The sequence below is a fragment of the Roseburia sp. AF22-2LB genome (genome assembly GCF_003461125.1).
Taxonomy (GTDB): Bacteria; Bacillota; Clostridia; order Lachnospirales; family Lachnospiraceae; genus Roseburia_C; species Roseburia_C amylophila.
The window spans coordinates 352,842-378,471 of sequence record NZ_QTWM01000001.1 but is presented as its reverse complement, the minus strand read 5'-3'; the positions used below and the strand labels follow the sequence as shown (position 1 = coordinate 378,471).

24 protein-coding genes are annotated in these 25,630 nt (G+C 41.7%); 3 read left to right on the top strand and 21 right to left on the bottom strand.

Going from position 1 to position 25,630, the window contains the following annotated elements:
* Position 1: 1 nt before the first annotated feature.
* The 15 genes from DWX96_RS01690 to DWX96_RS01620 all read right to left on the bottom strand — a co-directional run bounded on the left by DWX96_RS01690 (position 2) and on the right by DWX96_RS01620 (position 13,590).
* On the bottom strand, positions 2-1,414 hold the full coding sequence (locus tag DWX96_RS01690) for an ABC transporter permease (RefSeq protein WP_242988682.1): 1,413 nt from the start codon (positions 1,412-1,414) through the stop codon (positions 2-4).
* Positions 1,415-1,447: 33 nt separating this feature from the next.
* Positions 1,448-2,038 (bottom strand): dTDP-4-dehydrorhamnose 3,5-epimerase, encoded by a 591-nt coding sequence (gene rfbC / locus DWX96_RS01685; RefSeq protein WP_118056508.1) that lies wholly within the window; start codon positions 2,036-2,038, stop codon positions 1,448-1,450.
* 42 nt (positions 2,039-2,080) lie between these two features.
* Complete coding sequence (gene rfbA, locus DWX96_RS01680; protein WP_118056509.1) at positions 2,081-2,959, bottom strand: glucose-1-phosphate thymidylyltransferase RfbA; 879 nt, start codon at positions 2,957-2,959, stop codon at positions 2,081-2,083.
* Between the two features lie 210 nt (positions 2,960-3,169).
* Positions 3,170-4,255 (bottom strand): dTDP-glucose 4,6-dehydratase, encoded by a 1,086-nt coding sequence (gene rfbB / locus DWX96_RS01675; RefSeq protein ID WP_022244503.1) that lies wholly within the window; start codon positions 4,253-4,255, stop codon positions 3,170-3,172.
* A gap of 105 nt (positions 4,256-4,360) precedes the next feature.
* Positions 4,361-5,302, bottom strand: a complete 942-nt coding sequence (locus tag DWX96_RS01670; protein WP_117842154.1) for a glycosyltransferase family 2 protein — start codon at positions 5,300-5,302, stop codon at positions 4,361-4,363.
* 16 nt (positions 5,303-5,318) lie between these two features.
* Positions 5,319-6,149, bottom strand: coding sequence for a glycosyltransferase family 2 protein (locus DWX96_RS01665; protein ID WP_118056510.1), 831 nt, complete (start codon positions 6,147-6,149; stop codon positions 5,319-5,321).
* A gap of 11 nt (positions 6,150-6,160) precedes the next feature.
* Positions 6,161-7,036, bottom strand: coding sequence for a dTDP-4-dehydrorhamnose reductase (gene rfbD, locus DWX96_RS01660; RefSeq protein WP_022244506.1), 876 nt, complete (start codon positions 7,034-7,036; stop codon positions 6,161-6,163).
* Positions 7,037-7,039: 3 nt separating this feature from the next.
* Positions 7,040-7,303, bottom strand: a complete 264-nt coding sequence (locus DWX96_RS01655) for an HPr family phosphocarrier protein (protein ID WP_022244507.1) — start codon at positions 7,301-7,303, stop codon at positions 7,040-7,042.
* Positions 7,304-7,320: 17 nt separating this feature from the next.
* Positions 7,321-8,670, bottom strand: coding sequence for a phosphoglucosamine mutase (gene glmM / locus DWX96_RS01650; protein ID WP_118056511.1), 1,350 nt, complete (start codon positions 8,668-8,670; stop codon positions 7,321-7,323).
* Positions 8,671-8,673: 3 nt separating this feature from the next.
* Positions 8,674-10,056 carry a CdaR family protein gene (locus DWX96_RS01645; RefSeq protein ID WP_118056512.1) on the bottom strand — a complete coding sequence of 461 codons (1,383 nt, stop codon included), beginning with the start codon at positions 10,054-10,056 and terminating at the stop codon, positions 8,674-8,676.
* Complete coding sequence (cdaA, locus tag DWX96_RS01640; protein WP_330416121.1) at positions 10,022-10,933, bottom strand: diadenylate cyclase CdaA; 912 nt, start codon at positions 10,931-10,933, stop codon at positions 10,022-10,024. Before cdaA ends, DWX96_RS01645 begins: the two co-directional genes overlap by 35 nt.
* A 21-nt stretch (positions 10,934-10,954) precedes the next feature.
* Entirely contained in the window at positions 10,955-11,956 is a 1,002-nt protein-coding gene (locus DWX96_RS01635; RefSeq protein ID WP_117698437.1) for a hypothetical protein, read from the bottom strand.
* A 1-nt stretch (position 11,957) separates the two neighbouring features.
* Positions 11,958-12,380, bottom strand: coding sequence for a hypothetical protein (locus DWX96_RS01630; protein ID WP_117842149.1), 423 nt, complete (start codon positions 12,378-12,380; stop codon positions 11,958-11,960).
* Between the two features lie 98 nt (positions 12,381-12,478).
* On the bottom strand, positions 12,479-12,880 hold the full coding sequence (locus DWX96_RS01625) for a flagellar protein (RefSeq protein ID WP_117698439.1): 402 nt from the start codon (positions 12,878-12,880) through the stop codon (positions 12,479-12,481).
* Between the two features lie 11 nt (positions 12,881-12,891).
* The gene (locus tag DWX96_RS01620) at positions 12,892-13,590 is read right to left on the bottom strand and encodes a ComF family protein (protein ID WP_242988681.1); all 699 of its coding nucleotides are present in this window, start codon (positions 13,588-13,590) and stop codon (positions 12,892-12,894) included.
* 225 nt (positions 13,591-13,815) lie between these two features.
* On the opposite strand from DWX96_RS01620, the gene DWX96_RS01615 reads away from it, so the two are divergent.
* From DWX96_RS01615 to DWX96_RS01605, 3 genes are read left to right on the top strand one after another with little or no spacing between them, the layout of a single operon-like run.
* A complete protein-coding gene (locus DWX96_RS01615; protein WP_330415642.1) occupies positions 13,816-14,826 on the top strand; it encodes an ABC transporter substrate-binding protein in 1,011 nt (336 codons plus the stop codon).
* Between the two features lie 50 nt (positions 14,827-14,876).
* On the top strand, positions 14,877-15,806 hold the full coding sequence (locus DWX96_RS01610) for an ABC transporter permease (RefSeq protein WP_117698468.1): 930 nt from the start codon (positions 14,877-14,879) through the stop codon (positions 15,804-15,806).
* Positions 15,799-16,596 carry an ABC transporter ATP-binding protein gene (locus tag DWX96_RS01605; RefSeq protein ID WP_118056515.1) on the top strand — a complete coding sequence of 266 codons (798 nt, stop codon included), beginning with the start codon at positions 15,799-15,801 and terminating at the stop codon, positions 16,594-16,596. Before DWX96_RS01610 ends, DWX96_RS01605 begins: the two co-directional genes overlap by 8 nt.
* Positions 16,597-16,776: 180 nt before the next feature.
* On the opposite strand, the gene recD2 is transcribed toward DWX96_RS01605, so the two are convergent.
* The 6 genes from recD2 to uvrA all read right to left on the bottom strand — a co-directional run bounded on the left by recD2 (position 16,777) and on the right by uvrA (position 25,617).
* Complete coding sequence (gene recD2 / locus DWX96_RS01600; RefSeq protein ID WP_117946354.1) at positions 16,777-18,981, bottom strand: SF1B family DNA helicase RecD2; 2,205 nt, start codon at positions 18,979-18,981, stop codon at positions 16,777-16,779.
* A 197-nt stretch (positions 18,982-19,178) separates the two neighbouring features.
* Positions 19,179-19,538, bottom strand: coding sequence for a rod-binding protein (locus DWX96_RS01595; protein ID WP_118056516.1), 360 nt, complete (start codon positions 19,536-19,538; stop codon positions 19,179-19,181).
* Positions 19,539-19,558: 20 nt separating this feature from the next.
* Complete coding sequence (locus DWX96_RS01590) at positions 19,559-20,374, bottom strand: flagellar hook-basal body protein (protein ID WP_117698443.1); 816 nt, start codon at positions 20,372-20,374, stop codon at positions 19,559-19,561.
* Positions 20,375-20,485: 111 nt separating this feature from the next.
* A complete protein-coding gene (locus DWX96_RS01585; protein WP_118056517.1) occupies positions 20,486-21,286 on the bottom strand; it encodes a flagellar hook-basal body protein in 801 nt (266 codons plus the stop codon).
* Between the two features lie 19 nt (positions 21,287-21,305).
* A complete protein-coding gene (locus tag DWX96_RS01580; RefSeq protein WP_022244522.1) occupies positions 21,306-22,301 on the bottom strand; it encodes a rod shape-determining protein in 996 nt (331 codons plus the stop codon).
* Between the two features lie 478 nt (positions 22,302-22,779).
* Positions 22,780-25,617, bottom strand: a complete 2,838-nt coding sequence (gene uvrA, locus DWX96_RS01575; protein ID WP_118056518.1) for an excinuclease ABC subunit UvrA — start codon at positions 25,615-25,617, stop codon at positions 22,780-22,782.
* Positions 25,618-25,630 lie beyond the last annotated feature (13 nt).

Sequence of the window (25,630 nt, the reverse complement as noted above, 5' to 3'; positions counted from 1 at the left end):
CCTATAATACATCTGCAAAATGAATCTTCAACCGCTTAAATATCATGGTTCCGATACCGAATAATACCGCTGTCAGAAGCCAGAAGTATAAAGTCAGTGGTGCATTTTCCCAGAACCACGCCTTATTAATCAACGCATCCCGGTATCCTGCCACAATATAGTACATCGGATTCAGTTTGAATATGGTAATCAGCACTGGAGATAATTCCATGGTATCAATGTTCCACATAATCGGTGTCATCCACATCCCAACCTGCAGAACAATGTTAATCACCTGTGTTAAATCACGGAAAAAGATTACAATCGCACAGGTTGCATACACGATTCCCAATACCATAATAAACATGGCAAAGGTATAATACACAATCTGCAATGTATATAAATCCGGATAATAGTGATATGCACTATACAGCACCAGCGTAAATACTACGAAGAATACATGTACAAACAGTGCAGATACTACTTTCACAATTGGGAGAATACTTATCTTAAATACAACCTTCTTAACCAGATAGCTGTATTCAATCAGTGCATTGGTTCCACCATTTAATGCATCCTGGAAGAAGAACCAAGGCACCAGACCTGCGACCAGCCAGAGTACAAACGGAACATCAATTCCTGCTCTGGTGTTGATTCCGCCAGCCTTTAATCCTTTTTCAAATACGAACCAGTATACCACTACCGTTACAATCGGCTGTATAAATGCCCAGATAATACCAAGGTAGGAACCTGCAAATTTAGTTTTAAAATCATTCTTTGACAAATTCCAGAGCAGCTTTCTGTTCTGATACACTTCTTTCGGAAGAACAATCAGCTTTTTACCTGCTTTTAATGCAACAATAAGAATGATATCTAATACAACACACGCAAGGATTTTAACCAGAAGATACTGAAGCCACAGGCTGTCCTTTACCAGCTTCGCAATTCCCCAGTTCTCTGTATTCCATACCAGGTAAGGATCCTCTTTTTCTGCTGTCAGGTTAATACCGTCTGAAACATTATTCTGTTTTACTTCCTGCAGACGCACTGTTTCTGAAAAAACATTCTGATCTATTACCGCAGTTTTTCCATTACTTTCAATGGTTATGCCGGAAATAGTTGTCTCGGATGCTCCGCTTCCCAAATCAAAGCGAAGATATGAAGCATCTGCCGGCACGGTATATTCTAACGTTTTCTCTGTTCCAGCTTTTTTATAATTTACTCCGCTGCTTTGTTCTGCCTTGAAATCATCCGGCATTTTCTGCCCGTCTGTCAGATAGAACATCTCCATATAATTTTCTTCATCGGATGTAAGTGTTACCTTTACCGTAACCTTCTTCTCACTTAAAGCCGGTTCATATCTGAAAACCAGGATGTTCGCCAATATACCAAACAGTACCACCAGCAGGCTGGCTGCGAGTCTCTTCTTAGACATATCATTTACTCCTTATGTTACTTCAACTGTCTATCAGTCTTTCTTGCAGTTATTCTTATTCTCTGCATATGCCTTGATGCCATGCCATACTTTATCTTTGTCGGATAAAATCAAGTCTGCCTCTGTCATTCCTTCCGGCATCGGCCAATCTACTCCGATGTCAGGGTCATTCCACAGAAGTCCGCCCTCATCGTTTGGATGATAGAAATCAGTAACTTTATAGCAGAATTCTGCATAATCACTTAATACGATAAATCCGTGTGCAAAATCCTTTGGAATGAAGAACTGTTTCTTGTTCTCAGCAGACAAAGTAACTCCAAACCATTTTCCAAAGGTTTCAGAACCTTCTCTTAAGTCAACTGCGACGTCAAATACTTCACCGTTTACTACACGCACCAGCTTGTCCTGTGGATAGTTTAACTGGAAATGAAGTCCACGAAGTACACCCTTCTTGGATGCAGACTGGTTGTCCTGTACGAATTCACAGTCAATTCCTGCTTCCTTGAAATCATTATAGTTATAGGTCTCCATGAAGTATCCTCTTGCATCTCCGAATACTGCAGGTTCAATTACTTTTAATCCTTTGATTCCATTACAGTCGTTTGTTACTTTGATTTTTCCCATTTTTCTCTTCCTCGCTTTTCTACAATAATACCCAACTCTATTTTATAATCCGTTAGCAACGTCCATCAGATACTGACCATATGCAGTCTTAAGTAATGGCTGCGCCAGCTTCTCTAACTGTGCTTTATCGATGAATCCTCTCTTGTATGCAATCTCTTCGATACAGGAAATATATAATCCCTGACGTTTCTGGAATGCTGCTACGAAATCTGCTGCATCAAGAAGCATGTCATGGTTTCCGGTATCTAACCATGCAAATCCTCTTCCTAATGTCTCAACCTGAAGGGTTCCACGGTTCAGATATTCATTATTAACACTTGTAATTTCAATTTCTCCTCTTGCAGATGGTTTTACATTCTTGGCAATCTCTACTACATCATTGTCATAGAAATAAAGTCCCGGAACTGCATAATTGGATTTTGGCTGAGCCGGTTTTTCTTCAATTGACAATGCTTTACCGTGCTCATCAAATTCTACTACACCGTATTCTCTTGGATCTTTTACATAATATCCGAAAATGGTTGCTCCCGGCTGGCTCTCTGTACGCTCTGCTGCACTGCGAAGCACTTTAGAAAAGCTCTGTCCATAAAAAATATTATCGCCTAATACCAATGCTACTGCATCGTTGCCAATGAATTTCTCACCGATGATAAATGCATCTGCAAGTCCTCTTGGCTGTTCCTGCACTGCATAAGAGAAAGACATTCCAAGCTGGCTTCCATCTCCTAATAACTCCTCAAATACCGGAAGGTCTCTTGGTGTAGAGATAACCAGCACCTCACGGATTCCTGCTAACATCAGTGTAGATAATGGATAATAAATCATTGGTTTGTCATATACCGGCATAATCTGTTTCGATACTGCCTTTGTCAGTGGATAAAGTCTTGTTCCGGATCCTCCGGCTAAAATAATACCTTTCATGGAATAATCTCCTCCTTAATCATATTGTTTACGTTCTCCAACGCATTCTTTCACTCAATAAATCATTTAATTATAACATATTACATCGTATTTTTCATCTATATTTTCCTTAATAATTTCTGTAGTACCCGTGGAAATACTGGCGAAAACGCACAAAAAAAGCGGACAGGTCTTGTATTTTCCTATCCGCTTCTCTTTCTATACTTCTATTTATTTATCTTTATACATATCTGCATAATATTTCTGGTAGTCACCACTGGTTACATTGTTCATCCAGTCTTCATGCTCAAGATACCATGCAATTGTCTTCTTGATACCATCTTTGAACATGGTCTCCGGCTCCCAGCCAATCTCAGCTTTGATTTTGTCCGGAGCGATTGCATAACGTCTGTCATGTCCTTTACGGTCTTCTACGTAAGTGATTAAATCTTTGCTTACATTTGCTTTTCTTGGATCATCATCCGGAAGAATCTCCTGCAAGGTTTCAATAATGATATTGATGATTTCGATATTACGCTTCTCATTGTGTCCACCGATGTTATAAGTCTGTCCAAGACGTCCCTGCTCCTGAACCATATCGATTCCCTTTGCATGGTCATCTACATATAACCAGTCACGGATGTTCATTCCATCACCATATACCGGGAGTTTCTTTCCGTGTAAAGCATTGTTGATGATTAACGGAATCAGTTTCTCCGGAAACTGGTAAGGTCCGTAGTTATTGGATGTATTGGTAATATTTGCCGGGAAATGATAAGTATCAATATAAGATTTTACTAACATATCAGAAGATGCCTTACTTGCAGAGTATGGGCTGTGTGGCTGATATGGTGTTGTCTCATAGAAGAAGCTCTTTCCATCATCCGGAAGGGAACCATATACTTCGTCCGTGGATACGTGAAGGAATTTCTTACCTTCCTTGAAGCTTCCATCCGGAAGTTCCCATGCTTCTTTTGCGCAGTTTAACATAACTGCAGTGCCCATTACATTGGTATGAACGAATACTTCAGGGTTTTTGATACTACGGTCAACATGACTTTCCGCAGCAAAGTGTACCACGCGGTCAATGTCATTTTCTGCAAACACTTTGCGGATTGCTTCTTTGTCTGTAATATCTGCTTTTACAAATGTATAGTTGTCTCTGTTCTCGATGTCTTTTAAATTTTCCAGGTTTCCTGCATAAGTTAATGCGTCTACATTGATAATACGAATCTCATTGTCGTATTTACGAAACATGTAGTGAATGTAGTTTGAGCCAATAAATCCGGCTCCTCCAGTTACTAAATAAGTTCTCATCTTATTCTCCTCCTGATTTAAAAATCGTTTTATTATGGCACAGTCTTCATTTGTTTGTCAACTTTTTAGAAGTTTGTGCACATTTTTGTACATAATTTAACAGTTCTATTCTTTATCCAGTTTTTTCTTTCTCTCTTCGATTGCCTGCAGTTCCATTTCAAAATCCTGCCGATTCTTCTGTCCAATGGTCTGCAGGATAAGTCCCGAGAAGAATGCCTGGGTTGCTGCCAATATCGTAAAACAGCAAGCAAATAAAGTCGGGAAGTTCGGCACCATTCCGGTCTTTGCATATACTACCAATACCGGTATCAGGAAACCAACTCCAAGAGCAGCCAGTATAAATGCAATAATGCCAAAGAATGACATTGGCTTATAGGTCCGGTACAGTCTTGCAATGGTACGCAGTACCTTAAATCCATCTGAATAGGTATTCAGCTTGGATACACTTCCCTCCGGTCTGTCACGGTACTCAATAATCACATTGTCTACCTGCATATTCTTATCTGCTGCATGAATGCTCATTTCTGTTTCAATTTCAAATCCCTTGGATAATACCGGGAATGATTTTACAAACTGATAACTGAACGCTCGATAACCTGTCATAATATCTTTAATATCCGTGCGGAAGAAAAGATTGATAGATTTACGCACCAGGGAATTACCAAAATTGTGGAATGGTCTGGTATTTTCCTGGAAATAAGTAGAAGAAAGTCTGTCTCCTACTACCATGTCTGCTCCATGCTCTAGCACCTGTTTTATCATCTCCGGTGCTGATTCTGCCGGATAGGTATCATCTCCATCTGTCATGATATAACATTCCGCATCAATTTCACGGAACATTCTTCGAATAACATTTCCTTTTCCCTGCTGATATTCATAACGTACGACCGCACCGGCACTTCTTGCGAGCTCGTCCGTTCCATCATTGGAATTATTATCATATACATAAATAACAGCTTCCGGAATTACCCGTTTAAAATCCTCTACTACCTTTACGATTGTTTTACTCTCGTTATAGCAGGGAATCAATACTGCAATTTTATCCATTTTAGTCCCCTCTCGCTTATTTATGCACAAACAGTTTCAGATATACAGATGCCGCAAAACAGCGGAACTTGCGAATCATAACACTGCGTCTGATATCTTTCGGTGTCAGTTTCAAGCGTTCTTTGTTTTTCTCCAGTAAATGCAGATGTTCCGCTACATATACTTTTGTTTTTTCCTTGTTGCCCCCCATAACTTCTCCGGTATTTGAACCTTTCCGTACCCGGAAGAAATTCAGTGGTTCGTGTATGATATAAACATCGCCTTCACACGCCATGGAAACAAAGAAATCATAGTCTAAGATATAGGTATAATCTGTATCAAATCCTCCGATTTTCTCTGCCACATCTCTCCGGAAAGTATTTGCCTGTGGTGCTCCGAAATAATCCTGTGAAAAGAAGCCCTTCCGGCAGATTTCTTTTCCATCTACCAGTCCGCTCTTCTTATAGCGTTTATAAAAGCCTTTCCCTTTTCCATTCAAATCAATCAGCTTAGTATCACTTTCTGCAATCACTGCTGTAGGATTTGCCTCTAAAGCTTCTACTTCTCTTTTCAATGCATCCGGTGATAATATATCGTCTGCACAGACAAGCTTTGCATATTTACCGGTGCATAAGGAAAGACAGCGGTTCCAGTTTCCTGACATTCCAAGATTCTTATCATTATGATAAAGCTTAATCCTCTCATCCCCGATTTCCTGAATCAGTTCATAAGTATTATCTTTTGAATTATCATCCACAATTACAAGCTCTATATTCTGATATGTCTGATTTAGAATTGAATCAATCGTATCTTTAATGTATTCCGCATTATTATATGCCGGAATACATACGCTTACTAATGGTTCCATTTTTTCACCTATTATCCCAACAGTTCTTTCATATAGACATCCAGTGCATCCTGCCAGTCTGCCATTACAAAGTCACTGGTAAGCTTAATCATATAATCCTCCAAGATAGAGTATGCCGGTCTGTTAGCGGATGCCGGATTCATCTCTTTGTACTGCTTACTGGTTACATGATTTACTTTTACATTCTTTCCTGCTCTTTTGAAGATTGCTTCTGCAAAATCTGCCCAGTTGGTATCTCCTTCACAGGTTGCATGGAAGGTTCCATAATTCTCTGTGCCTTCCAGATAATGAATCATTTTTGCTAATTCCACTGCGCTGGTAGGTGTTCCCACCTGGTCACAGACTACATTTAATTCATCATGGTTCTCTGCCAATGCCAGCATTGTCTTGACAAAGTTCTTTCCATCCCCATAAAGCCATGCTGTTCTTAAGATAAAATGTTTCTTTGCAAATTCCTTTACAAAGTTTTCACCCTCTAACTTAGTCTTTCCATAAGCACTTACCGGATTTGGTGCATCAAACTCTGTGTATGGTCTTGTCCCATTTCCTTCAAAAACATAATCCGTAGATACATGAATCATTTTTGCATCTGCTTCGGTTGCTGCAATACTTAAGTTTCTTGGTCCGATTGCATTAATCTTATATGCAAGATCCCACTGTTCCTCACACTTGTCTACATTGGTATGTGCGGCGCAGTTGATGATAACATCCGGTTTCTCTGCACGTACCAGCTTCAGCACTGCATCTACATCAGTAATATCAAGAGATACAACACCTTCTCCCTCTACTACATCTGTATTGATAAATTCCACATCACTTGCTGCATATTCCTTGCGAATTGCTCTTCCTAACTGTCCATTACATCCAGTTACCAGTATTTTTTTCATCTTTTATTCTCCTAATCCACTTTCTACGGCTTCTACCATTGCCTTTAATGCTTCGTCCTCATCATCACCTTCGCAGACAAATTCGATTTCATCTCCAAATTTGATGCACGCACCCAGTACACTTAAAACACTTTTGGCATTAGCGGTATTTCCGCGATAATGAAATGTTACTAATGATTTATACTGCATTGCTTCCTTGCAGAGTATTCCTGCCGGACGCAAATGTAATCCTGTTGGATTCTTTATTTTAACTTTCTGACTTACCATTTCTATTCCCCTCCTGATTACAGCATTGTGTTGGTAATTAATTCAGCCAGCTTCTGTGCTTCTTCTTCAATCTCGCTCTGGTTCTTTCCCTCAATCATAACTCTTATCAGCGGCTCGGTTCCGGATGGACGAATCAGCACTCTTCCTTCCCCATTGAATTTCTCTTCCAATGCCTTGATTGCCTCTGCAATCTCAGTATATTCCATGAATTTTTCTTTCTTGTGATTCGGCACTTTGGCATTTACAAGTGCCTGCGGCAATACTTCCATCACCTCTGCCAGCTCAGATAATTTCCTGCCGGTTTCCTTCATTACCTGTAATAAATGAAGTCCGGAAAGAAGTCCGTCACCGGTTGTATTATCATCTAAGAATATAATATGTCCGGACTGCTCACCCCCGATATTATAGCCATTCTCCAGCATATTTTCAAGGACATATCTGTCTCCGACCTTGGTTTTCTCTACATGGATGCCTTCCCGCTCTCCCATCAGACTGAAACCAAGATTGGTCATAACGGTTACTACAATGGTATTTTTCTTTAAAGTTCCTTTTTTCTTCATATGGCATCCACAGATTGCCATAAGCTGGTCGCCATCCACCAGGTTACCTTTTTCATCTACCGCAAGCATACGGTCAGCATCGCCATCAAATGCAAGGCCAACGTCTGCTTTTTCATAAACAACCCTTGCCTGAAGTTCTTCCATATGGGTGGAACCGCAGTTGGCATTGATATTGGTTCCATCGGGCTTCGTATGGATAGCAACCAGATCTGCACCCAGGTCTTTTAATGTCTTAACCGATGTATAGTAGGATGCACCCTCTGCACAGTCTATCACAATCTTCATACCGGTCAAATCAACCGGCACACATTTCTTCATAAATTTCACATATTCATCACGCAAATCAAAACGATAGTCAATTCTTCCCACACCGGATCCAATCGGCAGTACAACATCTTTCATATTATTGTGGATCAGCTCTTCGATTTCATCCTCCAACGCATCAGAAAGCTTATATCCGTCTCCATTAAAGAATTTGATTCCGTTAAATTCCATCGGATTATGGGATGCGGAAATCACAACGCCTGCATCTACTTTATGTTTTCTGGTCAGATAGGCAATCGCCGGTGTCGGCATTACCCCTGCATAGATTGCATTGGCTCCTACAGAACAGATTCCTGCCATCAGTGCATTGGCAAGCATTCCACCTGAAATTCTTGTATCACATCCTACAATTAATGTCGGCTGATGTTCCTGCTCTTTCGTCAGCACATAGGCACCTGCCTGCCCAAGCTTTGTTGCCAGTTCAATAGTCAGCTCCGCTCCTGCAACACCTCTTACACCATCTGTTCCAAACATTCTGCTCATTTTCTAATCTTCCTCCGAATTTCCATTATTCGTATTATTTCCATTGGTACTGCCCGTTCCCGTTTCTGTACCACCATTCGAACCCGTATGGGTTCCATTGTCATTTCCAGTATTTGTAGTATCTGATGTGTCTTCTGATTTCTTTGTTATGGTTATCACTGCAGACTGTGTTCCATTTACGGAATATAAGCTGTCATCCAGCTCCAGGGTAACTGTTACGGTATGATTACCTTCTGCCAGCCCTGCTGCATTTACATTTCCCTTAATGCTGTCTGCCATAAGTTTATCCAGATCATTCCGCAGTCCCTTTAAGGTTATTGTAACTGTACGCTCTGCAAAGACTGCTTCATAACCCTCTTTCAGATTCTGAATTGCAATGTTTTCAACCGGTATGCTATAAGATTCTGATACAATCTGCTCCACCACTGCGGTTACTTCAACATTCAGATTGTCAGTATCGACCACCTCTACATCATCCGGCAGATAAGAAGAAATGTTAATTGTCTTCACTACATTGCCAGTTGCATTGCTGATATCCAGCTGGTCTGACGGAATCACAATACTTCCGGCTGCGTTCAGTGCTTCCGGTGTTCCCTTTATCGCTATCTTATTCGGATTAATCGTCACTCCGGTGCATACAAATCCATCTGCAACCGTTCCACTCGGTTCAATTTCTACTGAAAGGTTACGGATATTAAGTATCGTAGCCGAAATTGTCACTTTATCAATATTAAAATTCAGCTTTGAGGTATCTACCGCCTCACCGTTTGCATTATATACAACCGGGACTACACTATCCGTCAAGTCTGCGGATGCACCTGTTACATCAATAGTTGCTTCTACATGATCAATCTGATTCACCACCGATTCCGGTCCGGTTACTTTTAAGATGTTCGGAGATACCCGCACATCTCCCACCGCATAATTCTCAGCTGTATCTCCTACTGTTTTTGCCTTAATAGAAAACTGTGACAGCATCAGATCTTCTACATTTACTTCCATATACTGTGTTTTGCCCTGGAAGTTCACCGCAGACGCATATCGTGTTGCAGTTATCTCAATCGGTACCCGGTATACACCGTCTACCTGCTCAACATTTTCCATATCTGCTACTGCCCGGAAGTCAGTATTGCTCAAGTTCTTCATAACAGAACGCACAGTAGAAACCTTAAAGGTTACCTGTAGATTACTGTCCTTTGCTTCAAAGTATTTGCCCTGCTGTGTCATATAATCCGAATTGGTTATCGTAATAGACGTGGTAAAGTTCTTCGCCTGTGTCGGATCATCAATGTTGACAACAACGAGCCACAGCACAACAGAGAAGAATAATGCTGCAACCTTCAGTCCAAAATTATTTGTCACCAGTTTTGTCAGCTTTTTTAACATTGCGTAACCTCCTCTTCAGTAATTGGAAGCGCCTTGGTTCGATATTGCTGCTCTGGAGAAATTTCAGTTTGCTGCGCAGAAACTCCGCATCCACATTACGGTACAGCTGTCCACCCATCGCAATAGAAACCTTTCCGGTTTCCTCTGATACCACAATTGTAAGAGAATCACTCACTTCACTAATTCCAACTGCTGCACGATGTCTGGTTCCCAGTTCCTTGCTCAGTTCCAGGCTGTCAGACAGTGGCAGATAACAGGTAGCAGAGACAACTCTGTCCCCACGTACAATAATAGCTCCGTCATGTAACGGAGTGTTCTTTTCAAATATATTAATCAGAAGCTGGCTTGATACCAGGGAATCCAGTGCAATACCGGTTCTTTCGTATTCTGTCAGCATAATTTCATTTTCCACTACAATCAGGGCTCCGGTCTTCACCTTACCCATCTCATAGCTTGCCTTTACCAGTTCTCCAATCGTATGGTCATTGAAACGTTCCACTCCGTTTTTTCCAAAATCAAAAGAAAAGAGGGATGAAATAAATTTCTTTCGCCCCAATTCTTCCAGTGCTTTCCGGAGCTCCGGCTGGAAGATAACAACGATTGCAATAATCGCTACATTAATCGTCTTCTCTGCTATCCAGAGAATTGTATTCATCTGGAAGATTGCTGCCACAAGTACAAACGCTAAAATCACAAGAATTCCTTTTAACAGCATCCATGCTCGTGTATCCTTAATCCATTTCAGGACGTGATAAAACAGGAACGCAATAATAAGCATTTCTACAATATCAGTCTTTGATACCGTAATGTTCAAAACGCTTACCCACGCCAGATAATTTTCTTTAAAATTTTCCAACACTGTCAAAAATGACTGCACCTGTTCCACTTCCTCTCTGTCTTATTTCAGCAAATCTTCGTCTATATCCATTTCCTCTGCCAATGCTTTGCGGGAAATACGTTCTTTTTCCTCATCCTTGGCTGCGATACGTTTTACCTTTTTCTCCTTGGTTGTAACATAAATCTTCGGTACCGCTTTTACATAATAGTAATATTCATCATCCTCAAACTGTACCCGTTCTGTCCTGCTATAATCCAGGTTAAAGAACAGGAACTGCTGTATCAATGCAATCACCGTAGAAATTACGCTTCCTACAATAATCCAGACGATTCGTCCCTTGATGCCCAGCATTACAAAACCGCTGATCAGCACAGTAAGTCCAATCAGAATGCCAGCCAGTGACGCCACTGTCCATGCATGATCTATGGACAGGCGGCGCACTACATAAACCACAAGTAAAATCACAATAAAAGTTGCCAGTACCAGATACATTTCCTTATTACCCAGCAGCTGGTTGATTGCTACCACCATTTTTGAAGCCGCATTGCTGTCCTCTTCCACTGCACTTAATACTGCCTCATTTTCCTTTATTCCCTTCAGGAAATAAAACATCACAGTTCCGCTCACAATAGATGCAGCAGATGCCGGTGTCCGTAACAATCCTGCTGAAATTGGCATAATATACGGGATATGTAATGTAAATGTTATCGGTGTCAGCACTGCATAATAACCATCTTTTGGTGAAAACCGTAAATACAGCAGTGCGATAACCAGCATAAGAATCAGTCCTACCACGCATACATCCATAGACAGTGCAAATAAATGTGCAGCAATCAGAATGAACGCAAACAACAGGATAGCATTGACCGGAAGCACCGCACATAACAGTGCCAGTACCAGTGTTACCGGAAGTCCAGCCAGTCTGGTCATATAGCCAATATTTTGATTGATCAGCAGAAATACCACTGTTGCCAGAATAAACTTAAGTACCGGCACAACATATATTTCATTTTTTCCAAAAAAGCGGATTAACCGCTCCTTCAGTTCGAGTAAACCCGTCATTCTAAACCTCCCAGTCATCCGTATTAGATATATTTTCTTCCTCACGATACAGACTGCTCACCCTCTTCAGTCTGTTATAATACTCCTTTACCTGTCTTCTCCCCTTTGTATATCTGCGATTATAGATAATATAAGTAATAAGCAGATAAGCAGCCAGAAATACCAGATACACCATTACAATCCGGATGCCAAATCCAATCATATCCATATCATTAATTTTCTTTACCAGATTCTCCATGTCGTAAAAAAGCCACAGCACAAAAAGAAGTCCGAACGCAATGGTTCCGGCAAAAAAGCTTTTTATCAACTCCATGGCAACATAATCTCTTCTAAAATACTGTGTTGCTTTCTGGCAGGCTTTACTTTCTTCATTTTCGAATTCTGACAGCTTTGTCATATGTCTGACGCGTTCTTTACTAATCATACTCTGCTCCTAAACAAACTCTCTTTAGTATAACATAGATATTATCTTCTGAAAAGAAAAAACTGCCACCAGTCACTGCGGCAGTTCTTAATCTACAGTTACAGATATCTCATCTTATCTCTTTCCTTCGGTCTCTTATCCAACTGAGGCTCCACCGGTTTTTTCTTTATTACACTCTGGAAGTCCGTTTCCATTTTACGTTTGCATTTTTCACAGAAACGTCCTGTTTTGATAATTGTTCCACAGCCTTCACATTCCAGACCAAGTGGTGAATCTTCTGAAAAGACAAGTCTTTCTTCACGCACCCACTGTTTAATCTGTTTTACAGAAACATCATTATCTTCCGATACAACCTGTATCGGAGTATTCGGGTTCTGCCGCAAATATTCTTTTACCTCCTGGAACTTCTCTTCCAGTTTATCTTTGCAGGCTTTACATAACGGTACGCCCCCATAATAATTAAATAATCTTCCGCATCCTTTGCAGTTTCTTACGTCCATTCTTTCTCCTCCTAATGTCCCCTGCCAATGCTAATGCAAAGCACATAAACCTCTTGTATTCCTGATACCTTCAAACATTCTGCTGCTGCATCCACGGTACTTCCAGTTGTGTAAATGTCATCTACAAGCAGAACTTTTCTTAATTGTACTATATTTTGTGCGATTGTAAAAGCCTTTTTCAGATTTTTCTTGCGTTCCTGGTCATTAAGTTCCTTCTGGGGTCTGGTATTTATACACCGATATAGCAATTTCGTTTCTACCGGAATTCCGGTACGTTTTCCTATTTCCTTTGCAAAGAGTTCTGCCTGATTATACCCTCTCTCCCTCCTGCGTTTCCGATGCAGCGGAACCGGTATGATTGCATCTATCCCCAGTCCTGAAATCCACCGGGCATACTGTATACATGCCATTTTTCCATAAAAAGCTGCATATTCACGCCGATTGGCATATTTAAAACGATACAGCGAGTGTTGCACTGCCCCCTGATAAACAAATACTGCCTTTCCCGAATCAAAAAAATGTTTTTTCCGGTCACAGTCACCACAATATTCCTTCCTGGCATTCCCAATGGGTTTTCCGCACCGTTTACAGACCGGTTCCTGCACCAGTTCTGCCTTTCCGATGCACTCCGGGCAGATTTCCCCATCCGGCGGTATCACCTCATCACACAGCGGGCATCTTCTTGGGAATATAATATCCAGTATATTCATTATTTCCTTTCCAAAACTCTCTTTGCACATATTAGCACAGTCCCTTTTACAAAAACATTAACATTCTCTTAATTTTTCCTGATAAAAATAGGATTTAATTTATTGACTTATTTTTCTCTACTTATTATAATTAGTCTATTCGAATTAACGCTTTAATGCATAAACGCACAGACGCACGAACGCGTTAAATCAAAAAAACATTACATATTTCAGGAGGAAATTATTATGAAAAAAATGAAGAAATTTCTCTCTCTTTCAGTTGCAGCAGTTCTTGCGCTCAGCATGACCGCCTGTGGCTCCAAAGCAGGAGATACCCAAAACGCTGACGCTACAGAGAAAAGTTCATCCAACGCAAAGTACACCGTTGGTATCTGTCAGCTCGTACAGCATGAGGCATTAGATGCTGCAACAAAAGGATTCAAAGACTATCTTACCGAGAAATTAGGTGATGACGTTGTTTTTGACGAGCAGAACGCCCAGGGTGATTCTGCCACATGTGCAACTATCGTCAACTCCTTCGTTTCCAAAAATGAAGACCTGATTCTTGCAAATGCAACTGCTCCTCTTCAGTCTGCAGCTGCTGCAACTACAGATATTCCTATTCTTGGAACTTCCGTAACAGATTACGCAACCGCTCTTGACATTTCCGGCTGGTCAGGCACAACAGGACGTAACATTTCAGGAACTTCTGACTTAGCTCCTCTGTCCGAGCAGGCAGCTATGTTAAATGAATTATTCCCGGACGCTAAAAATGTCGGACTGCTTTACTGCTCCGCAGAAGCAAACTCACAGTATCAGATTGATGTTATCAAAGAAGAATTAGAAAAATTAAATTACACCTGTACTGCATATTCTTTCGTTGATTCCAACGATATTGCAAGTGTTGTCCAGAGTGCTGTAAATGAAAACGATGTTCTTTACGTTCCTACCGACAACACTGCCGCTTCTAATACAGAAGTCATCAATAACATTGCAGGTGAAGCCGGTGTTCCAATTATTGCAGGGGAAGCCGGTATCTGCAAAGGATGTGGTGTTGCTACCTTATCCATCAGCTACTATGACCTTGGATATCAGACAGGTAAAATGGCATACGAAATCTTAGTAAATGGTGCAGACCCATCCACTATGGAAGTTGAATTTGCTCCAGCAGTTACCAAACAGTACAACCCTGACATCTGCGAGAAGCTTGGCATCACTGTTCCAGACGATTACGAAGCTTTAGACATGTCTGAGTAATTTTTACTTTTGAATTATTTATTTAGAAACCGGAGGAACTTATTGTGGAATTGCAAATTGCTGATTTATTAAACGCTATGCCCGGTGCTGTAGCCCAGGGATTAATCTGGGGTATTATGGCAATCGGTGTATACATCACTTTTAAAATACAGGATGTGGCAGACTTAACCGTGGATGGAACCATGAGTCTTGGCGGTGCTGTCTGTGTTACTCTGATTGCTTCTGGACAGAATATCTGGGTAGCAATCCTTGCCGCTACCATATCCGGTATGCTGGCAGGATTAATTACCGGAATCTTCCATACAAAAATGGGAATTCCGGTAATCCTTGCAGGTATTTTAACCCAGCTTGGATTATACTCCATTAACTTAAAGATTCTTGGCGGCAAATCCAACCAGGCAATCAGCGCTGACAAATACGATTTAATTGTATCTTTACGATATGTAAAAAATGTGGCTTTTTATAAAAACACCATATTTATCGTTGCTATCTTTGTCATCGCCATTATAGCTATCCTGTACTGGTTCTTCGGAACTGCAAGAGGCTGTTCTATCCGTGCTACCGGATGCAACCCGAATATGAGCCGTGCCCAGGGTATCAACACAAATTTCAATACCGTAATCGGTTTAATGATTTCCAACGGTCTTGTTGGTCTTGCCAGCGCTCTTTACTCACAGTATCAGGGATTTGCTGATGTCAATGCAGGACGTGGTGCTATCGTAATCGGTCTTGCTGCCGTTATTATCGGTACTGTATTGTTCGAAAAGATTTTCCACAACTTTGCGTTGAAGCTTTTATCTGTCGCTATCGGTGCTGTTATTTACTACGCTGTACTTCAGATTGTTATCTGGCTTGGTCTTGATACCAACTACTTAAAGCTGTTATCTGCACTTGTGGTTGCTTTCTTCCTTGCAGTTCCTTACTGGAAGAAGAAATATTTTACAAAACCAGTAAAGAAAGGAGCCAAAACCAATGCTTAAAGTTGATCATATTTACAAAACATTTAATCCGGGAACCATTAACGAAAAAACCGCTCTTAACAGCACTACCCTTACTTTAAACGAAGGTGATTTCGTTACTGTCATCGGTGGAAATGGTGCCGGAAAATCCACTTTATTAAATGCCATTGCAGGAGTCTTTCTTGTAGATGAAGGTTCCATTTCTATTGATGACGTAGATGTTACAAGAATGTCCGAGCACAGACGTGCCAGTTTCTTAGGACGCGTATTCCAGGACCCTATGATGGGAACCGCTGCTACCATGGGAATCGATGAGAATCTTGCCCTCGCTGCCCGTCGTGGCAAAAGCAGAGGTCTTGGAAGCGGTATTACCAAGGCAGAAAGAGCACATTACAAAGAATTGTTAAAAGAGCTGGATTTAGGACTTGAGAACCGTCTTACCTCTAAAGTCGGACTGCTTTCCGGTGGTCAGCGTCAGGCACTGACTCTTCTTATGGCTACTTTAAACCGTCCAAAGCTGCTTCTCTTAGATGAGCACACCGCTGCTTTGGATCCAAAGACTGCTGCAAAGGTTCTTACTCTTTCGGATAAAATAGTTGCAGAGCAGAACCTTACCACTCTGATGGTAACACACAACATGCGTGATGCAATTGTTCATGGCAACCGTCTGATTATGATGAATGAAGGTCAGGTTATCTTAGATATTTCCGGAGAAGAGAAAAAGAATCTTACCGTAGAAGATTTATTAGAGAAATTTGAAGAAATCAGTGGCGAAGAATTTGCCAATGACAAAGCTTTATTATCCAAGTAATTGGTATCTGCCGGTTTTTAAACGAAAATTGACAAATGACTTGCTTTGCAAGTTGTCAAACACGCAAAAACCAGCCGGAATTCTGCAAAATACAGAATTTCGGCTGGTTTTTCTTTCTTTCCAGACACCCGTAAGAAGCGGTCGGTGGAAGGTTCCGCATGCCTGCACAGTCAACCACCTCTACACATTTTCTTCCAGTCTTGCCCGCAGACCGCTGTATCTGGTCTGCTCTGTAATATTCTGTTCCATCTCATAGAAGCACATTTCATTTCCCACAAGTGTTACACACTTTCTTGCCCGGGTTACCGCTGTATACAAAAGGTTCCTGTTCATCAGCATTCTCGGCCCCCCAAGAAGCGGAATTACAACTGCCGGATATTCACTACCCTGGGATTTATGTATTGTAATGGCATATGCCAGTTCCAGTTCCTCTAATATTTTAAAGGAGTACTCTACCACCTTGTCTTCATCATAGACCACGGTCATTGTCTCTTTATAATCATTGATTTCACGGATAATTCCCGTATCCCCATTAAACACACCGGTTCCACGGTCAATGGCAAATCCATATTTACTCAAGACCTCCCACTCCAGCTGATAATTATTTTTTATCTGCATGACCTTGTCCCCTTCGCGGAACACTTTATCGCCATACTCTTTTTCTTTCTTATCCGGAGCAGGAGGATTTAAATATTGCTGCAAGATACTGTTCAGTCGTTCTACGCCCAGATTTCCTTTTTTCATCGGAGTCAGCACCTGTATATCATAAGGCTGTGCATTTACAAATTTAGGCAGTTTCTGCATAATCAGCTGCAGTACCACATTGATAATCACATCTGCATCATATCGTTTCAGGAAAAAGAAATCCATGCTCTTGTTATCTAACACTACTTCTTCTCCCCGGTTGATTTTATGGGCATTGACAATGATATCACTCTGGGATGCCTGTCGAAAAATCTTGGTAAGCTGTACCACATGGAACTGTCCGCTGTCGATAATATCCTTTAATACGCTTCCCGGTCCTACGCTCGGAAGCTGGTTTACGTCTCCTACCAGAATCAGTCTTGTTCCGGCTACCATTGCCTTCAGAAGGGACTGCATCAGGCTGATATCCACCATAGACATCTCATCGATAATTACAACATCCGTTTCCAGTGGATTACTTTCATTTCGTTCGAATCCTACCGCTCCTTCCATTCCACCGTTTAATTCCAGCATCCGGTGTATGGTTTTAGCTTCATATCCGGTCATTTCGCTCATTCGCTTTGCAGCTCTTCCGGTAGGTGCTGCCAGGAAAATGTCCAGGCCTTCCAGTTCAAAATATTTGATAATACTGTTAATTGTCGTCGTCTTACCAGTTCCTGGTCCACCGGTGATTACCAGAAGTCCGTTTCTTACTGCCTCCGAAACAGCCTCTTTCTGGTGTTCATCCAGTTCCATGCCGGTCTGCTTCTCAATCTTATGGATTCGCTGGGCAATCTCTGCATCTGACACATCATAGGCAATATCCAGATTCTTAAGCATCATGGCTGTATTTACTTCCGTATAATAGAGTGGTGCGCCATAAATCTGAACCTGTTCACCCTCCTGTTTCATAATGATTTTCCGCTCTATCGACAAATCCATATACTGCTTTTCGATTGCTTCTTCTGTTACACCCAGAAGTTCTCCTGCCCGCTTTGTCAGTTCTTCCTCCGGCAGAAAGGTATGACCCTCCCCGGATGCCTGTAAAAGTGTATACAATATACCGCTTCGGATTCGAAAATCAGAATCTGTATGAATACCGACTTTCTTAGCAATTTCATCTGCAATCCGAAATCCCACACCACTGATATCATCCGCCAGACGATATGGATTCTCCTGAATGATGCCGTATACTTCCTGTCCGTATTCTTTATAGATTTTCACCGCAAGATTCAGTGTAATGCCATACTGCTGCAAAAATATCATTGCCTGACGCAGATCTCGTTTTTCAGAGACCTGGTCTGATATTTCCATTGCTTTCCGTTCACTGATTCCTTTCACTTCTGCTAACCGCTCCGGTTCTTCTTCGATAATCCGGAAGGTATCGCCTTTAAATCTTCTTACAATTCTTGCTGCAAGTGCCGCACCAATCCCTTTAATTGCTCCAGAGCCAAGATAACGTTCAATGGACAGTTCATCTGTCGGTTCTTTCTCCACATAACTTTCAGCTTTAAACTGCTTTCCATAGGTCGGATGTGCCGTATATTCACCGGTCACTTCGATATTCTCTCCTTCACTGATTCCCGAAAAGATTCCCACGCAGGTAATCTCTTCTTCTTCGCAAACCAGCACCAGTACCGTATAGCCATTGTCAGCATTTCGATATATGATATGATCTACATAACCGGTTATCGTCTCCATCGTCTTTCCTTTCCAACAGAATAAAGAATGTGCCTTGGCACAGTCTTGCGCCTGCGGCGGTCGCTTGCGACATCTGCCTTATACGCCGCAGTGTGCATCCTTGCGGAGCATTTTTTACTTTACAGGAAAGCAATTTCCTGTAAAGTAAGAGAAGGCTGTCATCATATGACAGCCCCTTTTATCGTCTTTTTTAAATTCTATTCCATATTATAATTACGCTTCATCTGCTCATACAGCTGCTGTGCCAGACTGTTACTTCCGCCACTCTGTTCTACTGACTGGCTTGCCAGCTTCTGTATCATCTCGTCTTCAAAATAATCCGTCATCTGACTCATACTGGCATCCTGGTCTTCGTTCTCCGGAATGGTTTTCTTCATTTCCTTATAAACCTGTTCTAAGAAATATGCCTCAAATTCCTTGCAGACATCCATCAGTTCGTCATCCGTTGCACCTGATAAATCTGAATTCAATGTCTTCTCCAGTCCATTGGAACTGTCACTTGCCTGTGATGAAGTTGTATTCAGCAATGCCGGAATATTATCCATCGATATACTCATACTTTACCCTGCCTTTAGAACTATCTTCTTAATGAATTTGCCTGTCCAAGCATCTCATCTGCTGCCTGAATCGCCTTAGAGTTTAATTCATATGCACGCTGTGCAATAATCATATTAACCATCTCGTCTGCCACCTGGACATTGGATGCTTCCAGATAATTCTGGCATACCTTGCTTCTGGTCAGTCCCGGAGTAGTCAGCTCATTCATCGGATTACCGGATGCTGCTGTTGCAACCAAAAGGCTTCCAGAATCCTTTTCCAGTCCAGCCGGATTGGTAAACTGATATACGCCAATCTGTCTGTTCATATCTATGGTATTGCCTGCCGCATCTTTATAATAGAACTTTCCATCATTTGATACTTCGATAGATGATGCAGTCACGCCATCCGGCAGAACAATTTCATTTCCATTACTATCTAATACCGGAAGTCCGGCTTCATTGCAAAGTGTCGTTCCATTAGTTCCGATTGCCCAGCCAAATTTACCATTTCTGGTATAGTATGTCTGTCCATCTTCTCCACGTACCGAGAAAAATCCTTTTCCTTCCAACGCAAATGCTGTATTGCTGGAATTGGCAATTAATGCTCCATTGGTAAAATCAGATGTAATAGAGGCTACTCTGGTTCCCAGTCCTACCTGAACCGGAACCGGCTTTTCATCACCATTTGCAGAAGTTGTCTTAGACTGCAGTGTCTGATACAGCAGCGATTTAAATTCTGCCTGTTCGGATTTGTAACCTGTTGTATTTACATTCGATAAGTTATTAGAAATCGAATCAATATTTGTCTGCTGTGCAATCATTCCTGATGCAGCAGTCCACAATGCTCTCATCATAAGCCCTGCGCTCCTTATCTCTCTTGCGCCATCCGTGGCCAGCCTTTTATGAAACGTACCTGTTTCCTACTTATTTATATCGGCTTCTTTTGCTCTTTTCTTTAGTTCTTTTTATACTTTACCTACATTATTTACGGCTTTGTCCAGTGTTGAATCCATCGTCTGGATAATCTTCTGTCCAGCCTCGTAAGCTCTGGTGATTGTAATCATATCTACCATTTCGGATACTACATTAATGTTGGAAGCTTCCAATGCACCCTGCTCTACTCTCGCATTCGATGTCACAAGCTGTCCGCCATTTACTACATCATAGAGATTCTCACCATATTTGCTGATATAGTCATAATTATCTACATCTACCACACCAAGTCTTGCAACCACCTGATTATTCTGCATAATACTTCCATCGGAAAGCACTTCAAAATCCAGATTCGGATTAATCCGGATATAATTCTCTGCACCAGGATTGCCAGTGGAAGCTCCATTCTGGTTCAGCACATAATCACCGTCTTTGGTCACCAGATAGCCTTCTCTGGTCAGTGTAAATGCTCCATCCCGGGTAAGCTTCATAGATGTTTCACCATTCTTATTGGTAAATGATACCGTAAAAAAACCATTTCCATCCAATGCCATATCGGTACTTCTGTCTGTCACTTTAAAGCTTCCCTGGCTGAAATCGGTATATACTTCGCCAATATGCACACCCATACTGATATTTCCCAGTACCCGCGGCTGCCCATAATCAGAAGTATCCTTAATCTTAATTGCCAGTGTATCAGCAAATGTATGATTTGTGGTACCTTCCTTCTTATATCCGGTTGTGTCGGCATTTGCCAGATTATTTGTCAGAATATCCAGACGGTTCTGTTCGTCTAACATTCCGGTCCATGCGGTATATAATCCTTTTACCATCTACAGTCCTCCCGAAATCTTAATCGTCGTCTCTCTTACCAGCTAAGAATTCTACGAATTTACCTGTACCAATTGCTACACAGGTCATTGGTTCTTCTGCTGTCATTGTATTAATTCCTGTCTTATCTTCAATCAGCTCTTCCAGTCCTCTAAGTAATGAACCGCCACCTGTCAGCACAATTCCTCTGTCTGCAACATCTGCTGCCAGCTCTGGTGGTGTTTTTTCCAGAACACTGTGTACTGCTTCTACAATCTGTAAAGTCGGTTCTCTTAATGCTTCCTCAGTCTCTTCAGAAGAAACCGTTACTGTCTTAGGAAGTCCTGTTACCAGATTACGTCCACGGACATCCATCGTTTCCGGCTGTGCCAGCGGGAAACAGGTTCCAATCTTAATCTTAATATCTTCTGCAGTTCTTTCTCCAATCAGAAGATTATGTTTCTTTCTCATATAACGGACAATTGCCTCATCAAAATCATCTCCGGCAATTTTAATTGATGTACTTACTACCGAACCACCCAGTGAAATTACTGCGATATCTGCGGTTCCTCCTCCGATATCTACAATCATATTTCCACAAGGTCTTGCAATATCGATACCTGCTCCAATTGCTGCTGCAATTGGTTCTTCAATAATTGCAACTTCTCTTGCTCCTGCCTGATAAGTCGCATCCTCTACTGCCTTCTTCTCAACTTCTGTTACACCACTTGGTACACAGACACTGATTCTTGGCTTACGGAATGTTTTCTTTCCAAGTGCTTTCTGAATAAAGTACTTAATCATCTTCTCTGTTACAGTATAATCAGAAATAACGCCCTGACGGAGTGGTCTTACTGCTACAATGTTGCCTGGTGTTCTACCAAGCATCAGTCTTGCTTCTTCACCAATCGCTTTAATCTTGTTTGTATCTCTGTCAAACGCTACTACGGACGGCTCTTTTAAAACTACGCCTTTTCCTTTAATATAAACCAATATGCTGGCTGTTCCTAAATCAATTCCAATATCTGTTGAAACCATGTCAATGTTTCCCCTTTCATCTGTTTCATTATATGTGGAGTAATCTATCTCAAAAAAAGACAGACTACGCATTCAATCATATTCTTACATATATAATCACATTATATACAATAAATGGCATTTTTCAAATGTTTTTTTCTGTTTTTACTTATTTTTAATGAAATCGCAACATCTTCTTAACTTTCTTTTGCTCTCTAATTGTCTTAACTTTTTGTTCACATAATAGTCACACGTCTTCTATAGTATCATATATGTACTAGCTATTAAGCTAATATAATTTTTCATAACTCAGCCCTTCGGATGTCCTTCGGGATGTCCGGAGGGTACTCCCCAAGATAGTAACTGCTGAATGTTTCAGCAGTTTTTTTGTGCTCATAACAGGAACAAAGAATGTGCCTATAGAAAATAGCACCTGCCGAACCCGCCACTGGCAGTTTCTAGCAGATGCCATTCTTCATTGTCTTATGCTTATCCGGTATTACTGTTCCAGATATTTCTTTACATATTGTCCGGTATAGGATTCCGGTACTTTGGCAATCTCTTCCGGCGTTCCCTGGGCAACCACAGTTCCACCACCGTCTCCGCCTTCCGGTCCCATATCAATAATATAATCTGCCGTCTTGATTACATCCAGATTATGTTCAATTACAACTACGGTATTGCCACCATCAGACAATCTCCTCAGAATTTCAATTAATTTATGGACATCTGCAAAATGAAGTCCTGTTGTCGGCTCATCCAGAATATAAATAGTCTTTCCTGTACTGCGTTTGCTTAATTCTGTTGCAAGCTTAATTCTCTGTGCTTCTCCACCAGACAGTTCAGTAGATGGCTGGCCCAGACGGATATAGGATAAGCCCACATCATAAAGGGTCTGTATCTTTCTTGCAATAGAAGGCACATTCTGAAAGAATTCCAGTGCCTCTTCCACTGTCATATTCAGCACATCATAGATACTCTTGCCCTTATATTTTACTTCCAGCGTTTCACGGTTATATCGTTTGCCCTGACACACTTCACACGGAACATATACATCCGGCAGGAAATGCATTTCTATCTTAAGAATACCATCGCCAGAGCAGGCTTCACATCGTCCGCCCTTTACATTGAAGCTGAAACGCCCCTTCTGATAGCCTCTTGCCTTGGCATCCGGAGTGGAAGCAAATAAATCTCTTATCATATCAAACACACCGGTATAAGTAGCCGGATTGGAACGGGGCGTTCTTCCGATTGGAGACTGGTCAATATCAATTACCTTATCCAGCTGTTCCAGACCTTCAATATCATCATGGGCACCAGGAATACATCTTGCCCGGTTTAAATCCCTTGCCAGACGTTTATAGAGGATTTCATTGGTCAGGGAACTCTTTCCGGAACCGGACACTCCGGTAATACAGGTCATAATACCCAGCGGAATCTTCACGTCAATATTCTTCAGGTTATTCTCTCTTGCACCCTTTACGGTAATAAAGCCGGTTGGTTTCCGTCTTTCTTCCGGTACCGGAATCTTGATTCTTCCACTTAAATAAGCACCGGTAATTGAGTTCTTGTTTTTCATAATCTCTTCTGCTGTTCCGGTAGCAATGACTTCTCCACCATGTTCACCGGCTCCCGGTCCGATATCCACAATATAATCTGCCGCACGCATGGTATCTTCATCATGTTCTACTACAATCAGTGTATTTCCAAGGTCTTTTAATCCCTTTAAGGAATTCAAAAGTTTATCATTATCCCTCTGGTGCAGACCAATACTCGGCTCGTCCAGAATATAAGCCACACCTACAAGTCCGGAGCCAATCTGGGTTGCCAGTCTGATTCGCTGTGCTTCACCACCCGATAAGCTTCCGGTCGCGCGGGAAAGGGACAGATAATCCAGTCCCACATCCATCAGAAAGCCTACCCGCGCTCTGATTTCTTTTAAAACCTGGTCACCAATCAGATGCTGCTGTTCCGTCAGTTCCATTTCTTTTAAATAGGCATCCAGATTACGGATGGACATCGCTGTTATTTCATATATATTTTTACCGGAAACCGTTACTGCCAGTGACTCCTTCTTCAACCTCTGTCCGCCACAGCATTTACATGGTGTAATCCGCATAAACTCCTCATACTGCTGTTTCATGGTATCAGAGCCGGTCTCACGATAGCGGCGTTCCACATTTTTAATCAGTCCTTCAAAGGCAATGTCATATACACCTTCTCCACGCTGACCTTTATAATATACCTTTACAGGCCTTCCATTGGTTCCATGAATCAGCATATTCCGGACTTCTGCCGGCAATTCCTTATATGGTGTATCAAGACTGAAGCCATATTCCTCAGAAAGTGCCTTAAGGATTGCATAAGTAAAGCTCTTCTTATCGGTAGAAGACTGCCAGCCCATTACCTGAATTGCGCCCTCTGCAAGACTCAGTCTTTTATCCGGTATCATCAGTTCTTCATCAAATTCCATCTTATAGCCCAGGCCAAAGCATTCCGGGCAGGCTCCGAATGGATTGTTAAAGGAAAAGCTTCTCGGTTCGATTTCATCAATACTGATTCCACAATCCGGGCAGGAAAAGCTCTGGGAAAACTGCATGGTCTCTCCATCAATGATATCCACCATCAGAAGTCCGTTTGAAAGTTCTAACACATTTTCAATAGAATCCGTCAGACGCTTTTCAATACCTTCCTTTACCACCAGACGATCCACTACGATTTCGATATTATGTTTCTTGTTCTTATCCAGCTTTATCTCTTCCGTCAGTTCATAGGTATTTCCGTCCACCTGTACTCTCACATAGCCGCTTCGCTTTGCCTGTTCAAAGAGCTTCTGGTGTTCACCCTTTCTTCCACGGACTACCGGTGCTAAAAGCTGTATCCTGGTACGCTCCGGCAGCTTCATAATCTGGTCTACCATCTGGTCTACGGTCTGTTTCTTAATCTCCTTGCCGCAGTTCGGACAGTGCGGAATTCCAATCCGCGCATAGAGCAGACGGAAATAATCATAAATCTCCGTTACCGTTCCTACAGTAGATCTCGGGTTACGGTTTGTGGATTTCTGGTCAATGGAAATTGCCGGAGACAAACCTTCTATTTTCTCTACATTCGGTTTCTCCATCTGTCCCAAGAACTGCCTTGCATAAGATGACAGGCTCTCCATATAACGCCGCTGTCCCTCTGCATAAATCGTATCAAATGCCAGTGAGGATTTACCGGAGCCGCTGAGTCCCGTCAGTACCACAAATTCATCTCTTGGTATATCCACATCAATATGCTTCAAATTATGTTCGCTTGCGCCACGAATCCTGATATATTTTCTCTCTTTCTTTGCCACTTTTTCTTCCTCT

Bases quoted from the DNA above. Each gene is read 5' to 3' on its own strand.
- DWX96_RS01645 (WP_118056512.1), bottom strand. From the start codon at position 10,056: ATGTTAAAAAAGCTGACAAAACTGGTGACAAATAATTTTGGACTGAAG.
- DWX96_RS01620 (WP_242988681.1), bottom strand. From the start codon at position 13,590: ATGAATATACTGGATATTATATTCCCAAGAAGATGCCCGCTGTGTGAT.
- DWX96_RS01665 (WP_118056510.1), bottom strand. From the start codon at position 6,149: ATGGAACCATTAGTAAGCGTATGTATTCCGGCATATAATAATGCGGAA.
- DWX96_RS01615 (WP_330415642.1), top strand. From the start codon at position 13,816: ATGAAAAAAATGAAGAAATTTCTCTCTCTTTCAGTTGCAGCAGTTCTT.
- recD2 (WP_117946354.1), bottom strand. From the start codon at position 18,981: ATGGAGACGATAACCGGTTATGTAGATCATATCATATATCGAAATGCT.
- DWX96_RS01580 (WP_022244522.1), bottom strand. From the start codon at position 22,301: ATGGTTTCAACAGATATTGGAATTGATTTAGGAACAGCCAGCATATTG.
- rfbD (WP_022244506.1), bottom strand. From the start codon at position 7,036: ATGAAAAAAATACTGGTAACTGGATGTAATGGACAGTTAGGAAGAGCA.
- rfbA (WP_118056509.1), bottom strand. From the start codon at position 2,959: ATGAAAGGTATTATTTTAGCCGGAGGATCCGGAACAAGACTTTATCCA.
- DWX96_RS01590 (WP_117698443.1), bottom strand. From the start codon at position 20,374: ATGATGAGAGCATTGTGGACTGCTGCATCAGGAATGATTGCACAGCAG.
- rfbC (WP_118056508.1), bottom strand. From the start codon at position 2,038: ATGGGAAAAATCAAAGTAACAAACGACTGTAATGGAATCAAAGGATTA.
- DWX96_RS01655 (WP_022244507.1), bottom strand. From the start codon at position 7,303: ATGGTAAGTCAGAAAGTTAAAATAAAGAATCCAACAGGATTACATTTG.
- DWX96_RS01595 (WP_118056516.1), bottom strand. From the start codon at position 19,538: ATGAGTATATCGATGGATAATATTCCGGCATTGCTGAATACAACTTCA.
- DWX96_RS01585 (WP_118056517.1), bottom strand. From the start codon at position 21,286: ATGGTAAAAGGATTATATACCGCATGGACCGGAATGTTAGACGAACAG.
- rfbB (WP_022244503.1), bottom strand. From the start codon at position 4,255: ATGAGAACTTATTTAGTAACTGGAGGAGCCGGATTTATTGGCTCAAAC.
- DWX96_RS01625 (WP_117698439.1), bottom strand. From the start codon at position 12,880: ATGGACGTAAGAAACTGCAAAGGATGCGGAAGATTATTTAATTATTAT.
- DWX96_RS01690 (WP_242988682.1), bottom strand. From the start codon at position 1,414: ATGTCTAAGAAGAGACTCGCAGCCAGCCTGCTGGTGGTACTGTTTGGT.
- DWX96_RS01635 (WP_117698437.1), bottom strand. From the start codon at position 11,956: ATGACGGGTTTACTCGAACTGAAGGAGCGGTTAATCCGCTTTTTTGGA.
- glmM (WP_118056511.1), bottom strand. From the start codon at position 8,670: ATGAGCAGAATGTTTGGAACAGATGGTGTAAGAGGTGTTGCAGGAGCG.
- DWX96_RS01670 (WP_117842154.1), bottom strand. From the start codon at position 5,302: ATGGATAAAATTGCAGTATTGATTCCCTGCTATAACGAGAGTAAAACA.
- DWX96_RS01605 (WP_118056515.1), top strand. From the start codon at position 15,799: ATGCTTAAAGTTGATCATATTTACAAAACATTTAATCCGGGAACCATT.
- DWX96_RS01630 (WP_117842149.1), bottom strand. From the start codon at position 12,380: ATGATTAGTAAAGAACGCGTCAGACATATGACAAAGCTGTCAGAATTC.